Annotated in this window: 17 protein-coding genes; 13 read left to right on the top strand and 4 right to left on the bottom strand. The window is 57.1% G+C overall.

Annotated elements, in window-relative coordinates:
- Position 1: 1 nt before the first annotated feature.
- On the bottom strand, positions 2–913 hold the full coding sequence (locus tag ACYZTY_RS30335; protein WP_461956692.1) for a GPO family capsid scaffolding protein: 912 nt from the start codon (positions 911–913) through the stop codon (positions 2–4).
- Between the two features lie 162 nt (positions 914–1,075).
- Between ACYZTY_RS30335 and ACYZTY_RS30330 the strand changes: the two genes are divergently transcribed.
- From ACYZTY_RS30330 to ACYZTY_RS30320, 3 genes are all read left to right on the top strand, one after another.
- On the top strand, positions 1,076–3,139 hold the full coding sequence (locus ACYZTY_RS30330; RefSeq protein WP_461956691.1) for a terminase large subunit domain-containing protein: 2,064 nt from the start codon (positions 1,076–1,078) through the stop codon (positions 3,137–3,139).
- Positions 3,051–3,929 (top strand): phage portal protein, encoded by an 879-nt coding sequence (locus ACYZTY_RS30325; RefSeq protein WP_461956690.1) that lies wholly within the window; start codon positions 3,051–3,053, stop codon positions 3,927–3,929. Before ACYZTY_RS30330 ends, ACYZTY_RS30325 begins: the two co-directional genes overlap by 89 nt.
- Before the next feature lie 65 nt (positions 3,930–3,994).
- A complete protein-coding gene (locus ACYZTY_RS30320) occupies positions 3,995–4,252 on the top strand; it encodes an Ogr/Delta-like zinc finger protein (protein WP_461956689.1) in 258 nt (85 codons plus the stop codon).
- 65 nt (positions 4,253–4,317) lie between these two features.
- Here ACYZTY_RS30320 and ACYZTY_RS30315 read toward each other — a convergent pair whose 3' ends face one another.
- Together ACYZTY_RS30315 and ACYZTY_RS30310 are read right to left on the bottom strand one after the other, a co-directional pair.
- Positions 4,318–4,503: a hypothetical protein gene (locus ACYZTY_RS30315; protein WP_461956688.1), complete on the bottom strand. Its 186-nt coding sequence runs from the start codon at positions 4,501–4,503 to the stop codon at positions 4,318–4,320.
- Between the two features lie 101 nt (positions 4,504–4,604).
- Positions 4,605–4,973, bottom strand: coding sequence for a helix-turn-helix domain-containing protein (locus ACYZTY_RS30310; RefSeq protein WP_461956687.1), 369 nt, complete (start codon positions 4,971–4,973; stop codon positions 4,605–4,607).
- An 86-nt stretch (positions 4,974–5,059) separates the two neighbouring features.
- On the opposite strand from ACYZTY_RS30310, the gene ACYZTY_RS30305 reads away from it, so the two are divergent.
- The 9 genes from ACYZTY_RS30305 (at position 5,060) to ACYZTY_RS30265 (ending at position 11,527) form a co-directional block, all read left to right on the top strand.
- Positions 5,060–5,260 carry a DNA-binding protein gene (locus tag ACYZTY_RS30305; protein WP_461956686.1) on the top strand — a complete coding sequence of 67 codons (201 nt, stop codon included), beginning with the start codon at positions 5,060–5,062 and terminating at the stop codon, positions 5,258–5,260.
- Between the two features lie 29 nt (positions 5,261–5,289).
- Entirely contained in the window at positions 5,290–5,769 is a 480-nt protein-coding gene (locus tag ACYZTY_RS30300) for a YmfL family putative regulatory protein (protein WP_461956685.1), read from the top strand.
- The gene (locus ACYZTY_RS30295) at positions 5,766–6,131 is read left to right on the top strand and encodes a hypothetical protein (RefSeq protein ID WP_461956684.1); all 366 of its coding nucleotides are present in this window, start codon (positions 5,766–5,768) and stop codon (positions 6,129–6,131) included. Before ACYZTY_RS30300 ends, ACYZTY_RS30295 begins: the two co-directional genes overlap by 4 nt.
- Before the next feature lie 73 nt (positions 6,132–6,204).
- Positions 6,205–6,456, top strand: a complete 252-nt coding sequence (locus tag ACYZTY_RS30290) for a hypothetical protein (protein ID WP_461956683.1) — start codon at positions 6,205–6,207, stop codon at positions 6,454–6,456.
- A complete protein-coding gene (locus ACYZTY_RS30285; RefSeq protein ID WP_461959418.1) occupies positions 6,456–9,158 on the top strand; it encodes a toprim domain-containing protein in 2,703 nt (900 codons plus the stop codon). The genes ACYZTY_RS30290 and ACYZTY_RS30285 overlap by 1 nt, the downstream gene beginning before the upstream one ends.
- Positions 9,159–9,163: 5 nt before the next feature.
- Complete coding sequence (locus ACYZTY_RS30280; protein WP_461956682.1) at positions 9,164–9,454, top strand: hypothetical protein; 291 nt, start codon at positions 9,164–9,166, stop codon at positions 9,452–9,454.
- A 95-nt stretch (positions 9,455–9,549) separates the two neighbouring features.
- Complete coding sequence (locus tag ACYZTY_RS30275) at positions 9,550–9,831, top strand: hypothetical protein (RefSeq protein ID WP_461956681.1); 282 nt, start codon at positions 9,550–9,552, stop codon at positions 9,829–9,831.
- A gap of 338 nt (positions 9,832–10,169) precedes the next feature.
- The gene (locus ACYZTY_RS30270; protein WP_461956680.1) at positions 10,170–10,382 is read left to right on the top strand and encodes a hypothetical protein; all 213 of its coding nucleotides are present in this window, start codon (positions 10,170–10,172) and stop codon (positions 10,380–10,382) included.
- On the top strand, positions 10,379–11,527 hold the full coding sequence (locus tag ACYZTY_RS30265; protein WP_461956679.1) for a site-specific integrase: 1,149 nt from the start codon (positions 10,379–10,381) through the stop codon (positions 11,525–11,527). Before ACYZTY_RS30270 ends, ACYZTY_RS30265 begins: the two co-directional genes overlap by 4 nt.
- Before the next feature lie 16 nt (positions 11,528–11,543).
- Here the strand turns inward: ACYZTY_RS30265 and ACYZTY_RS30260 are convergent, their stop codons facing one another.
- Positions 11,544–11,963, bottom strand: a complete 420-nt coding sequence (locus ACYZTY_RS30260; protein WP_461956678.1) for a hypothetical protein — start codon at positions 11,961–11,963, stop codon at positions 11,544–11,546.
- Between the two features lie 442 nt (positions 11,964–12,405).
- On the opposite strand from ACYZTY_RS30260, the gene ACYZTY_RS30255 reads away from it, so the two are divergent.
- Positions 12,406–13,728 carry a tyrosine-type recombinase/integrase gene (locus ACYZTY_RS30255; protein ID WP_461956677.1) on the top strand — a complete coding sequence of 441 codons (1,323 nt, stop codon included), beginning with the start codon at positions 12,406–12,408 and terminating at the stop codon, positions 13,726–13,728.
- Positions 13,729–13,733: the final 5 nt, after the last annotated feature.

The raw sequence follows: 13,733 nt of genomic DNA, 5'->3' as shown, positions 1-13,733 counted from the left end.
ATCAGAGCACCCGCTTCTTGGCGTCGGCTGAGCCGGTGGAGCGCGGCAGCTGGCGACCTTGGGGAGTGTTCAGCAACGCAGTGAATTGCTTCTGCAGTTGCGCAACGCTGGCCAACACGGCCTTGTTGCCGGTCGTCTGGCGGCTGAGGTTTTTTTCTTCCTCGGCCGTGGTGACGATCGCGTCGACCGCTGCCTGTACGTCATCGATCGGGGCCTGCTCCGGCTCTTCTTCGGTGACGATGGGTTCGATCAACGCTTGCAGGCCAGCGGCCACAATCAGCAATTGCTCGATCAGGGCCTTGGCGGCCTTGGCTGTAGCTTCATCCATTGGGGGTGTGCTCTCGGTGGGGGTTTGCGGGTCAGCGGGGGATTCTTCGAGACCGAAGCGCTTGAACAGCCCGGTGAACATGCCCAGCAGCTTGGCCAGCTCGCCTTGTGGCTGAGGTTCATGAAAAGGGCCGAGCTCATGGGAGGCGGCGAAGTAAGAGTCTTTCTCGGACTTCTTCGAAAAGTAGAGTTCTTGAGTGCCCAGGCTGGCCGGTTCGTCGGTCACAGCCAGACCGGTCAGGTAAGCTTTGCCGGTGTTCGCGAAGTTGGGGGTGATCTCAATACTGGAGAACAGCTTCTCGCCCTGGTCGTTGAGCCAGAGCAATTTGTTGTTGGGCTTCAACTGCGCCTCGAGGGCGATTTGACCCGGTACCAGATCGTCGCCCTCCTCTACCAGGCGCACCGCGAAGACGGTGCCGTGTGAACCTGGCCAGCGTTCGTGGTCGCACCAGATCACGGCGGTGTATAGAGATGGCTTGTAGGTCTCAGCGATATCACGCAGTTCCTGGGGAAGGATCTCGCGGCCATCTACGGTCGGGCCGCTGGTGGCGACACGTTTCCAGAACGAAACAAGGGAACGGGGCATGGGCGATAACTGCGCTCAATCGGTGATTTGAGCCGCCAAGATATGCACCGGCCGACCACCAAACAAATGGTTAACTTTTGCGTTAGTCCTATTTCGTCGATCTAGGTGGAACGCGGATTTTAACCCCGCGTTTCCAGCGTTTTCGCCGCATAGACTGCGGTCATGCCATACGCCCCCGAACTTAAAGAAGCCGCTAAACGCCTCTATTTACGCCGCTGCAAGCCGCGTGAAATTCAGGCGCAACTGTCCCTGCCCAACATCCGGATCGTTTACTACTGGATCCGCCAGGGTGAATGGGACGACATGCTGTCGGATGAAGAACCGCTTACCGCCGTTGGCCGGCGAATCACCCTCCTCCTTGACAAAGCTACGTCGCTGACCAAGTCCGACCTGGACGAACTCGACCGATTGACCACCGTTCGCGAGCGGTTGCTGAAGCAGTCGGCGAAACCGGTACCGGCGCCGATCGGAGAGCCGCCGGTGGACGACGGCCAGCGCAGAGATAGTCAACGTGGTGAGCGCCGGGAACGAAGCGAACGCGGTGAAAAAGGCGGAAAGAAGCGCGAGAAGAATGCCAAAAACGAAGTGGGCGAGCTGACGGAAGTCGACTTTCTCGACAAGTTCATCAGCAAAATGTACGGCTACCAGAAGGAGCTGTTCGCCGCCAAACAGAACCCGCTGACAGCGCGGATCCGCAACATCCTCAAAAGCCGCCAGGTGGGCCTGACCTATTACTTCGCCGGCGAAGCATTCATGGATGCTGTGCTGACCGGCGACAACCAGATTTTTCTGTCGGCCAGCCGCGCTCAGTCCGAGATTTTCCGCAGCTATATCGTGTCGTTCGCTCAAGAGTGGTTCGGCCTGGAGCTGACCGGCAACCCGATAGTGCTGAGCAAAGACGGCAAGCCGTGGGCCGAGCTGCGCTTTCTCAGTACCAACAGCAGCACCGCCCAGGGTCACCATGGCCACGTCTATGTTGACGAATATTTCTGGATCCGCGATTTCGAGAAGCTGAACACCGTGGCCAGTGCCATGGCCACCCACAAGAAATGGCGCAAAACCTATTTCTCAACGCCCAGCGCCGTGTCGCACCAGGCGTACCCGTTCTGGACCGGCGAGAAATTTCGCAACAGCAAACGCAAAAACGCCAAGGATCCGTGGCCCAGTGAAGCCCAAGCCGCGGCTGGCACGCTGTGTCCGGACGGGCAATGGCGCAAGGTCATCACCATCCTCGACGCCATTACCGGCGGCTGCGATCTGTTCGACCTCGAGCAGCTGCAGCTGGAGTACGACGAGGACAAATTCCAGCAGCTGTTCATGTGCAAATTCATCGACAGCACGCAAAGCGCCTTTTCCCTGGTCGACCTCGAACGTTGCTACTCCGACTTGTCGCTGTGGACCGACTACGACCCTGACGACCCGCGTCCATTCGGCAACAGCCCGGTGTGGATTGGCTACGACCCGAGCCGCACCCGCGACGATGCCAGCTGCGTGGTCATCGCCCCGCCGCTCGAGGACGGCGGCAAGTTCCGGATTCTGGAGAAACACAGCTGGCGTGGGCAGTCGTTCAAGTATCAGGCCGAGCAGGTCAAGAAACTTACCGAGCGCTTCAACGTGCAGCACATTGGCATCGATACCACCGGTATCGGATACGGCGTGTTCGACCTGGTGCGCGATTTCTACCCGCGTGCAACCTCGATCCATTACAGCCTCGAAACCAAAAACACCCTGGTGCTCAAGGCACAGGACACGATTCAGGGCAGCCGGATCGAGTGGGATGCCGGCTGGAACGATATCGCTCAGGCGTTCCTGACGATCAAGCGTGGCACCACCGGCGGTGGCCAAGTCACCTACAGCGCATCGCGCACCGACGCCTCCGGTCATGCCGATATCGCCTGGGCAATCATGCACGCCCTGGCCCACGAACCCCTCAACACCAACAAACAGCGGCGCAGCCGCTACACACTCAGCGGACCAAGTACCCATGGGCAAACCAGCAAAAAACCAGCCGCAAAAACCAGCACCAGGTCCGATGCGGGCGTTCTCATTCGGTGCACCGGAACAGGTCCTGACCGAGAACATCGGGCATTACCTGGGCGTTTTCGCCACCCACGACGGGCGAACCTACACGCCGCCGGTGTCACGCCAAGGCCTGGCCAAGCTGCTGCGCGCCAACGCTCACCACGGCGCCATTCCCGGGTTCAAGCGCAACCTGTTGCTGCGTGAGTTCATTGCGTCTGAGGGCTGTTCAGTTCAGACCATGAGCCGCGCCGGGTTGGATTTCATGGTGTTCGGGGAAGCCTACTTTCTGCGCAACCGTAATGCGTTCGGCCAGGTATTGCAGATGGATCACCTGCCGACGATCAACATGCGGGTCAAGGTGGGTGGCGGGTTTGTGATGCTACTGCCGGACGGCAAAGAGGTTGAGTTCGAAGAGCACGAAGTCGAGCACGTCATGAACTACGACGTGGAACAGAACATCTACGGCGTGCCCGATTACCTGGGCGGCATGCAGGCACTGCTGCTCAATGAAGCCGCTACCCTCTTCCGCCGCCGCTACTACAGCAACGGCGCGCACGCCGGCTACATCTTCTACACCAACGACCCGAACCTGACTGAGGAAGACGAAGAGTCCCTGCGCGATCAGATCAGCGCGAGCAAGGGCGTGGGTAACTTCCGCTCGATGTTCGTAAACATCCCGGGCGGCGCTGAGAAGGCGATCCAGATCATCCCGGTGGGTGACTTTCAGGCGAAGGACGAGCTGGAAAAGGTGAAAAACATCACGCGCAACGACGTGATTGCCGCCTGGCGCATGAACCCGGCATTGGCGGGCATCATCCCGGAAAACAGCGCCGGCTTTGGCGACATTGAGAAGATCGATCGCGTCTACACCAGCAACGAGATCCGGCCGATCTGTCAGCTGTTCAACCAGCTGAATGACACGCTTCGCGAAGACAGGCGATTCACCTGGAAGAAACAAGACGAAGCAGTTGATTCCACTACATCCAGTGCGTAGCTAAGAGATTGCCACTACATATTGTGGCAATATAGTGGCGATTGGCTGCCCTGGGGAGGGACAAAATGCGAGTTATATGCAAGTGCGGACACAAGGGACGGATCGCTTCGAGAGAGGAGCTTTCCTTGGATTTTGCGAAGCTCTACTGCCAATGCCTGGACGCAAAGTGCGGGCACACGTGGGTGGCGAATCTGACGTTTTCGCACACCTTGAGCCCATCGGCTCAGTCATTCGAAAGGATGTTGTTCGACCGATTGCGGGATTTGCCCAGGGCAAAACAGCGCGAGCTATTTGAGCAATTGGGATCGCAGGCCGTGGCATGAAGTGCAAACCGCCGACTTTGGACGTCGGCGATCGTTTACCCGGACGACTGCTCAGAGGTTCCGCATCAACTGCTGACCGACTCCTCGGGGATCGTCGCCAACGCATCGGTGAGTCGACGTAGCTGCTTTCGATCCTGTTCAGTCAACTGGCGGTAAGAAGCGATCAAGCGGCGCTCGAGATTCGACAGGACAAGCCATTCAAGCTCAGTGGCGCCGATGTACACGCGTTCCAAATTACTGCGATCCAACATGCTTACTACTCCATAAAGTGCATTGCTGAATCAACGTTATCGGGGCGCCAAACGGCTTTAGAACGGGGGGGATACGAATGTATTACTTGCTTTGTTTCTGCTTAATTCGAGCTCTTCGCTACGTCATCAGCAATCGCCTGCAGGAAGCGACGCACAGATTTTTTGTCATCGAGCGGAAGCGTGCGGTAACGCGTCACCATCACCTCTTCGTCGTCGGTCAACTCGCCAATCTGGGCGGGCGTTCGTACCCCCGTTACTACGTAAAGAACATCGAGGCCAACAGCGTGCAAGGCTTTCAAATAGCCGGTGTCCGGGCGGCGCTCATCCCGCTCATAGCTCCCCTGCGTGTTTCGAGTTACGCCGCCAATCTGGGCCATTTCCTCTTGTTTCAAACCCAATCGGTTCCTTTCTTCGCGCAAACACTCGCCCGCACTCAATTCCGAGATTTCACTAGATGACAACTTTTTCAAACTTTAGCCCCTTTACAGGACAAATAAACTGGTCATAATCAGCGCCGTAGAACACGAATCCACACAAACGCACACGAGCGAACACTATGCCCGCCACCCTTACACCCGAGCAAGCCCGTGAGGCCTTGGATCACAAAGGCATGAGCATTGCGGAATTTTGCCGCACTCATTCACTGAATAAGAATTTGGTCAGCGACCTTCTAAACGGTCGTAAAAAAGGTCGCCGTGGGGAGGCACATCGCGCCGCCGTGTTACTCGGTATCAAAGACGGCGTGATTGAACAGTAATGGCACCGGGCCACAGGGAAAAGCAGAACATGAAAACCTCAGTTCTAAAGACTCGGCGCCAGGTAGTCAGCGCAATTATCTGCGCCTACCCAGGCGGACGCGAATGTGCGGCAGCTCGAATCGGACTATCACTCAAGAAGTTTGACAACCACGCCTATGAGAACAACAGCAGTCGTCCGCTGACAGACGATCAGATCTACCAGCTCGAGCTCGAGGCGGGTACGAACTTTTTGCCCGAATACATTGCAGCCCTTTACAGCGGAATGTTCGTTCCCGTCGCTGAGCCCGATTCGCTGGACAACGTCGAGATGTACGCCCGCTGCGTCCACGCCGCCGCCAAAAAGGGGACCGTCGACCACCTCATTGCCGAGGCGCTGAAGGACGGAATCATCAATGACGCCGAGGCTGAAGCCATCCTTCATGCAGATACCTTGCACCTGGCAGCCAGGCACGCCGAGGTTCTGGCAGTAATCCAACTGCACGCGTCGAAAGCGGGGAGATCGAAATGACTCAGTTGCCTGCAGTACAGGAATATCAGGACGTGCTCAAAGCAGCAGCGCTTGTGTTTTTGGAGCGTCACCACTGTGAACACCTGGGCGACGATCAGCAGTTGTTCGACCGCGCCGTACAGCACCTGGTCAGCGACTACGACGTGCTGACACAGACCGCTGAAAAAATTGTGCATTTGGCCTGCAGCGATATGACCGCCGTCCGCGATCGGCAGCGCCTGGACATCGTCAGCAGTACGTCGACGCATACCGTCATCATCGATCCGGCCACCGGCAACGCCTGGGCCGTACCGGTCAGCCTGATCTACGAACGCATTCTGAACGCACCGGACAACGGTCGTTTCCGCGTAGCCGCACCGTAACTCCCAACCAATAAACCCGCCTGTCCCACCCCCGTGGGTTTGGGTGAGCTGCGCCCGAAATTGAGGTTTGACGATGGATAACGCCATGAACATCAAAGCAAAACTGACGCCCGATCAGGCTCAAGCGCTCTTGGCCAACCTGCGCGAGCAATACCGCCTCAACCTCAATGACCTATGGTACGCAGACCAATACCGCCTGATTCCCGACGGCCTTCGACACGGATCGATCCTCGCCAACAGCCCTGTGATGGCCGCTCAGAAACACCTAATCGGCGCCCTTACTCAAAGCCTCGGCCTCAGCCTTAAAGCAGCGAAAAAATCATGATGAATGAAGACATCCGAACCCAAGTACTTCGGCGGCTGGAAGACGACTTCGGCCTGAAGTTGCGTGTAGGCACGAACTACATGCGAGGCGGCGTTTGCCCTGCCTGCAACAAGAAAGAGCTGTATGCCCGCCACGACAAGCCCTGGCAGATCCGCTGTGGTCGCCCGGAGCGCTGTGGTCATATCGAGCACGTCAAAGAAATCTACGAGGACCTGTTCGAGGATTGGAGCAAGCGAGCGCCGGCAACGGACAACGACCCGACCGTTACGGCCCGTGCGTACTTGGAATTCGCCCGGGGCTTGAACGCTGGGAAAATGACTGGTTGGTTCACCCAAGAGAACTATGTCAATCACGAAACGAACGAGTCCAGCGCCACGATTCGATTCGCCCTTCCGAACGGTGGCTACTGGGAACGCCTGATCGATCGCCCTGCTCGCTTCGGCAAGATGAAGGCCCGTTTCAAGCCCAAATACAGCGCCCAGGGTGAATGGTGGTGCCCGCCGAGTGTGGACCTGGCCACCGTCAAAGAGCTGTGGATTGTCGAGGGCATCTTCGACGCCACCGCCTTGGTGCAAAACGCCGTCGATGCGGTGTCAGCCATGTCGAGCGTGAACTTCCCGATCGAAGCTTTGAAGCATCTGCTCGACCAGCGTCCGGGCAATCTTCCCACTTTGGTCTGGGGCCTGGACAACGAACCAACTGCACGTGGCTACCTGTTGCGCTGGGTGAAACAGGCACGCGAGATGGGCTTCACCTGTAAGGCTGCGCTCATTCCGCAGCGGGATAAGAAAGTCGACTGGAACGACCTCCACCAGCGCTGGCAGTTCGAAGAAGAAGGTAAGGCCCGCAACGACAAGCGAAAGCGTGATCTTGATGCTGCGCGTCATGAAGGCGAATTGCTGCTGGCTCCCTCGCCGAAAGAGAAGGCGCTGCTGATCTACACCTGGGAGGAAGGTTTCCCAGAATTCGCCTTCAATTTCGGCAACCAGACTTACTGGGCAAAGTTCGATCTGTCGAAGCTCGAGGAGGAACAGAAATCACTGGCCACAAGCGAGGACCACGAAGACCAGCAGCTCAACGACAAAGCAGCCCGTCGCAAGGCGTTGCAGAACGTTTGCAGCCTTAAGTTGCTCGCCAACTGCCGGTTTGAAGCGCTTTACAAACAGGTGAACGACGTTACCAACGAAGCATGGTTCTACATTCACGTTACCGGCGTCGATCAGGATGATGGTGAAAACTGGACATTCACGCCCAAACAAATTTCGTCGAGCAGTGAGTTCAAGACACGACTCATGTTCTCTGGTGGGACATGGATGGGCACTCAGAAACACCTGGATCAGATCATCGTCCGGCAGACCCTTGGCCTGAAAACCGTCGAAACCATCGACTTTCTGGGCTACAGCCGCGATCACAAGGCGTACATCTTCAACGATGTCGCCATTCAAGGCGGTTCAATCTACAAAGCCAACGACGAGGACTATTTCGAATTCGGCAAACAACGCGTCAAGTGCCTCATGAAGTCGGTGAAGCTCAAGATGGCTTTGGACAGCAAGGGCTACCGCGAAGACTGGTTGCCGAACCTTTGGACCGTCTTCGGCGAGAACGGCATTCTGGCCCTCACCTACTGGTTTGGCTCGCTGTTCGCGGAGCAGATCAGGGCCGAGCATGAAAGCTTCCCGTTCCTGGAGATGTCAGGCGAGCCCGACTCGGGCAAAACCACGCTGATCAAATTCATCTGGAAGCTGTTCGGGCGGAGCTATGAGGGTTTTGACCCCGCCAAAAGCTCTTTCTCGGGGCTGAGCCGGGCGATGGGTCAGGTGGCCAACCTGCCATTGGTGCTCCTCGAGGCTGACCGAAACACCAACGAGGACAATACCAAGGCCTTCGAGTGGGACCAATTCAAGGACTTCTATGGCGGCGGCACCCTGCGTACCCGGGGCGTTAAGTCCAACAGCAACGACACCTACGAGCCGCCGTTTCGCGCTTCAATTGTAATCGCTCAGAACGCCATCGTTACCGGCCACGAAGCGATCATCAGCCGTATCGTCCGGTTACCGTTTCTCAAGCCGGTGATCACCGATGTGAGCCGAAAAGCCGCTGATGCAATCGTCCAGACCGAACTGGAACACGTCAGCCACTTCATGGTGAAGGCAATGCGCGCCGAACCTCTGGTGCTCAAGCGCTTCGCCGAACTGTATCCCAAGTACCGCGCCGAGCTTTGGGCGAGCCGAAACCTGGCATCCGATCGGGTTATCAAGAACCACAGCATGATGCTGGCCCTGCTGGACTGCCTGCAGCTTGTCATCGCCATCCCAGACCACATGATCCAGGCCTGTCGCAAATACCTTCTGAAAGCGGCCAACGAGCGCCAGGCGGCGATCAGCACCGATCCGAAGGAAGTGAACGAGTTCTGGCAGGTGTTTGATTATCTGGAATCGCTGCCATCTGCTCCGATGGTCAACCACAGCAAAAAGGCAGGCGTGATCGCCATCAACCTCAACCAGTTCGCCGAAGTCGCCCTGGAGCACCGCCAGCGCATTCCGGACCTCGCTGTGCTGCGACGCCTGCTCAAAGACTGCCGTGCTCATCAATGTTTGGACACTCAGAAACGAGTGGAAAGCGTGATCCGCGCGCGGCAGCAGGACATGGCACCAACCGCCCACATCCCTACCACCATGCGCTGCTTCATTTTCCGGGAGTAGCCGCCATGCAAATTCAGGTGATCAACGATCAGGATCGAGACAACGCGATCGCAGAGATACGCCGGCTGAATGCGGTAATGGCGCAGTTTGGAGATGAAAGCCGGACGGTCTTCGCCGAAGCGTATGCCCTATGCGGGCTGGTAGATGCGTTAGAGGTCCGAGCCAGCCGTGGCCATCGGGAGATTCTCGTCCTGGACTGCACACATGCGCAGATTCAGGCCGTTCTGGAATGGCAGTCCTGGGATGAGGGCGGGGAGTTTGAGGATTTGGTAATTCACCTGGTGCGAAAGGCTTGAGCCTGACCACCAGATCCAGCGCCGGCGATCGCCGGTGAAGAAAGGCGTCGAGGGGAGGCAACCCCTCGGCACCAACCACCACTGAGGGCAACACCATGCAAGCACAGCACCAAAGCAGCAGCGCCCCGAAGGCTATCACATCACCGGCCGGCGGCGTGCAGGAGGCTCGTCACTTGATGGCCATCCGCATCGTCGGTACCGCGCTTTTTGACTACCAGGTGCGCAAGACGCCCGACGCTCGGATCCGCCTCGAATCATTGGCCACCATGGCTCAAGCCCAGGGTGACTTGACCGACGTTGAAGCACTTGTCGTGGCCCAGGCTCTCGCCACTCCTAATAACTCTATCCAGCAGCTGCAGGACCGAAATCATGTCTGAGCAAACTAACCTAACCCGCATACGCCCAGCGCTGGCGAGCAAGCGGCTTGATCTACCGAGCGTCTGCGATATCTGTGGTTTCGCCCGTTCGACACGTCAGCACAGCCGCTGCAGCAAACTTCGTCAACAACGGAAAGCTGAAGAGTGGACCACCCTGATGGCAGAGAGGCTTGCTGCTCGAACCGCACGGGAGAAACGTTATGTCCGATAACAAACGCCCACTGCGCCGCCATTCACGGTGCGACAAGACCAGCAATTAGCCCTGCAGGTTCTAACCACTTTAACTCCGGCCGCAGTACTACACTGTCCGGGGTGCTTCAGCTTACAGAGGGAATACCATGAACTCCCGATCGGGCACCGTCCTGATATTCGAGGACCTACAACGCATCACCGGCTATCAACGTCGGTCCGATGTCGAAAGGTCGCTGATCGAGCAGGGCATCCGGCTGTTCCGGGGGCGTACAGGCCCATGGACTACATTGGATCTCATCAACCAAGCGGCCGGAATGAAGCCGGCCACATCAGAGCTATACGACGCCGATATCCTATGAGGAAAGCACGGAAGCGAAAGCACAATCCCCACATCCCTGCCCATGTTGATCAGGCCGCTCTCCCGGCGGCCATTTACTTCGACCATCGCGGCAGCGGAGTCTGGTACACCCTTCATTACGACGAGACCGGAAAGCAGCGCCGCAAAAACGTGGCGCCTGCAGACGTTTCACTGGCAGAGCTTCACCGGATTATGGACGAGGCGTCCAACGTCGACAGGGGAACGCTTCGCTACGTGTGCGAGCAGTTCCACCTGAGCGACCGTTACAAAAAGCTCGCTCCAAAGACCCATGACGATTACTGCTACTCCCGGGATGTTCTACTGAACATCCCCACCAAACTGGGCAAGCCGCTGGGCGATCTAGCGGTGAAGAAATTCACCGCCGCCTTGGTGCAACGCATTGTGGATCGGCTGGCTGATGAGGGCACGCCCTCGAAGGCGGCGCACGCTCTGCGATATCTACGCCGCGTGCTGCAGTGGGGACGCAATCGGGGATTCCTTGAGGTGAACCCAGCCCTGGGCATCGAAGCGCCGATTGAACGGAAGCAACGCAGACTGCCACGGTTGAACGTGATGGACGTCCTGATCGATCGCGCAACAGCTCGCGGCCGCCTGGCACGCAATGAACCGGGTGGATGTCCCGAGTACCTAGCCAGCGTGATGGAGCTGGCCTATCTGTGCCGACTGCGCGGCATCGAGGTCGTGACCCTCACAGATGCCAACGAGCTGGACGTGGGGATTTTGACCAATCGGCGCAAGGGCAGTCGAGACAACATTGTCCGTTGGACTCCGCGGCTACGCGCCGTTTGGGATGGCGCAAAAGCTCTACGCGCTAGGACTTGGGAACGCCGGAAGACGGCAATACCGATTGCAGCGTCCAAGCGCTTTATCATCGTGGCGAGTCACGGCGGCCCCCTTCGCAAGACGAGCCTCGACACTGCTTGGCAACGATTCATCACGTTGGCGATCACGGACGGGACCATTGACCTTGAAGATCGCTTCGCACTGCATGACTTGAAGAGGCGCGGCATCACGGATACGACCGGCACCAGGGCAGACAAACAGGAGGCCAGTGGACACCGAGACCCGAAAATGATGGATGTCTACGATCACAGTACTCCGATTGTGAATCCTTCATCCGAGTAGAGCAGTGCCCATCACACTAGGACTTGTAATAGGACGCTGGCTGAAAAAATACAGCCAGTCGCATCCTGCAAGACGACATTTCGCTGCTGATCGCATTGATGCCTGCCTCCAACTCGTCCTGAATTCGCTCATGCTGCCAACTACCTTCAAAGCTCTTCAAAAACTTGAACATCCGCAGTGTTTGTGGGAAGTATCTGCGGAAAAATCTGAACTCATAAATCAGTGCGCACTGCCTGTCGATCATCATGTTTACGTCTTTGGATTCCGCTTGCACAAAGTCTTTAACCATTTTGTGATAGGTCTCAAATTCCTTCCAGCGAGCATCCTTGGATCGCTCCATGAAATACCGCAGCGCTGCCAACATCGCGGTGATGACGCCTGCAAGGGCAGTTAAAACGGCAAGATTTTTCGAAGCGAAATCGAGAAGGGCATCCATGTTTTTTTGTCACCGAGAGCTGGTAGTAAATTTTCAGCCTTTTATACGTGTAGAGCGATCCCCGCGCCAGTCGCCTCCTCCGCATCGGCACACATCTAGTAACGTCATAATTCGCAGATCTCTACGTAAGAAGAGAATAAAAGCTCGCGAAATACGCGCACTTGAGCGTGTCCGCACGTAACGAAAAACCTTATAAGTCATTGATCTTATGGTTTAAAGCACCTTCCTTGTAATCAGTAGGTCCCGGGTTCGACTCCTGGTGCCGGCACCATCCAAGGTTCCATAGAAGGCTTTCAAAATCTCTGGAACCCCCGAAAAACCCGCCTTCTGGCGGGTTTTTTCGTTTTGGCGTTCCGTCGGATTCCGCCAAAATCTTATGGATACCAGCCGTTTTAAGGATAAAGATAGGGGTAAGGTCATTCGATAAGGGAGGAGTACCCTTATGTCGCGCACCACTGCCCCACTCTCCGATTCGGCTTGCCGTTCAGCTAAGCCCACCGACCGCGCCTACAAGCTTTTCGACGGCGACGGCCTTTACCTTTTCGTCCAACCCAATGGCCGCAAAGGCTGGCGATTCAGGTATGTAAAACCTGATGGGCGTGAAGGATTGACCTCGTTCGGCAACTACCCCGTGGTCGGCCTCGCCGATGCGCGCAAGAAGCGCCTGGAGGTCAAGCGGATGCTGGCGGAAGGCATCGACCCCATCGTGTCCAAACACCAAGCCAAGACGCAAGCCGCAATCCGAGGCCGAACCTTTGAGAGCGCAGCCTTGGACTGGCACAAAGCGATGTCTGCCAAATGGGCTCCGGGCCATGCCAAGACCGTCCTGAGCCGCCTCAAAACCCATGTCTTCCCGCTGATCGGCACTCGCTCTATTGTCGATCTGGACACCCATGACCTGATGCAACCTCTGGAAGCGATCCAGAAACGCGGCACGATTGACGTCGCGTTAAGGGTACAAAACTACCTGCAAAGCATCATGCGCGAGGCAAAACGTGCTCGACAGATCGCGGCAAACCCTGCCTCCGACCTTGAAGGTTTGATCAAAGCCCCGAGGGTAGTTCACCGCCCAGCTTTACCCTTATCGCGTCTGCCTGAATTGCAGGAGCGCATCGACACCTACAAAGGACGAACGCTGACTCGGCTGACAGTCATGCTCTCGTTACATGTGTTTGTCCGCTCCAGCGAACTACGCTTCGCCCGCTGGAGCGAGTTCGACCTCAAGCGCGGCACCTGGGAGATACCGGACACTCGACCCGCGCTGGACGGAGTACCCTTTTCAACAAGAGGTACGAAGATGGCCGGGGACATCCACCTTGTACCCTTATCGCCGCAAGCCGTGACCCTGCTTGAACAGATCCGCACCCTCACCGGCAAATTCGATTTGGTGTTTGCAGGCGATGCCAAGCCCTGGAAGCCCATGTCTGAAAACACGGTGAACAGCGCGCTCAGAAAGATGGGCTACGACACCAAAACTGAAATCTGCGGCCATGGCTTTCGATCGATGGCCTGTAGCGCACTGATTGAGTCAGGCTTGTGGTCAGAGACAGCCATTGAACGGCAGATGAGTCACAAGGAGCGCAATAACGTCCGCGCCGCTTACATCCACAAGGCAGAATTCATCGAGGAGCGGAGGCTGATCATGAACTGGTGGAGCCGGTACCTTGAGGCGAATCAACAGGAGCATGTCACTCCACACGAATTTGCGAACCAGACCGGGGCGAACGTCACGCGGCTCAAGGCGAAAAGCCGCTTGAGGGAGTAGGCCGT

The sequence above is a fragment of the Pseudomonas sp. LB1P83 genome, from assembly GCF_054897885.1.
The sequence above is the reverse complement of the archived record's forward strand: the minus strand, read 5'-3'. Positions and strand labels throughout refer to the sequence as shown.

Bases quoted from the DNA above. Each gene is read 5' to 3' on its own strand.
- ACYZTY_RS30335 (WP_461956692.1), bottom strand. From the start codon at position 913: ATGCCCCGTTCCCTTGTTTCGTTCTGGAAACGTGTCGCCACCAGCGGC.
- ACYZTY_RS30330 (WP_461956691.1), top strand. From the start codon at position 1,076: ATGCCATACGCCCCCGAACTTAAAGAAGCCGCTAAACGCCTCTATTTA.
- ACYZTY_RS30320 (WP_461956689.1), top strand. From the start codon at position 3,995: ATGCGAGTTATATGCAAGTGCGGACACAAGGGACGGATCGCTTCGAGA.
- ACYZTY_RS30315 (WP_461956688.1), bottom strand. From the start codon at position 4,503: ATGTTGGATCGCAGTAATTTGGAACGCGTGTACATCGGCGCCACTGAG.
- ACYZTY_RS30305 (WP_461956686.1), top strand. From the start codon at position 5,060: ATGCCCGCCACCCTTACACCCGAGCAAGCCCGTGAGGCCTTGGATCAC.
- ACYZTY_RS30300 (WP_461956685.1), top strand. From the start codon at position 5,290: ATGAAAACCTCAGTTCTAAAGACTCGGCGCCAGGTAGTCAGCGCAATT.
- ACYZTY_RS30295 (WP_461956684.1), top strand. From the start codon at position 5,766: ATGACTCAGTTGCCTGCAGTACAGGAATATCAGGACGTGCTCAAAGCA.
- ACYZTY_RS30290 (WP_461956683.1), top strand. From the start codon at position 6,205: ATGGATAACGCCATGAACATCAAAGCAAAACTGACGCCCGATCAGGCT.
- ACYZTY_RS30285 (WP_461959418.1), top strand. From the start codon at position 6,456: ATGAATGAAGACATCCGAACCCAAGTACTTCGGCGGCTGGAAGACGAC.
- ACYZTY_RS30280 (WP_461956682.1), top strand. From the start codon at position 9,164: ATGCAAATTCAGGTGATCAACGATCAGGATCGAGACAACGCGATCGCA.
- ACYZTY_RS30275 (WP_461956681.1), top strand. From the start codon at position 9,550: ATGCAAGCACAGCACCAAAGCAGCAGCGCCCCGAAGGCTATCACATCA.
- ACYZTY_RS30270 (WP_461956680.1), top strand. From the start codon at position 10,170: ATGAACTCCCGATCGGGCACCGTCCTGATATTCGAGGACCTACAACGC.
- ACYZTY_RS30265 (WP_461956679.1), top strand. From the start codon at position 10,379: ATGAGGAAAGCACGGAAGCGAAAGCACAATCCCCACATCCCTGCCCAT.
- ACYZTY_RS30260 (WP_461956678.1), bottom strand. From the start codon at position 11,963: ATGGATGCCCTTCTCGATTTCGCTTCGAAAAATCTTGCCGTTTTAACT.
- ACYZTY_RS30255 (WP_461956677.1), top strand. From the start codon at position 12,406: ATGTCGCGCACCACTGCCCCACTCTCCGATTCGGCTTGCCGTTCAGCT.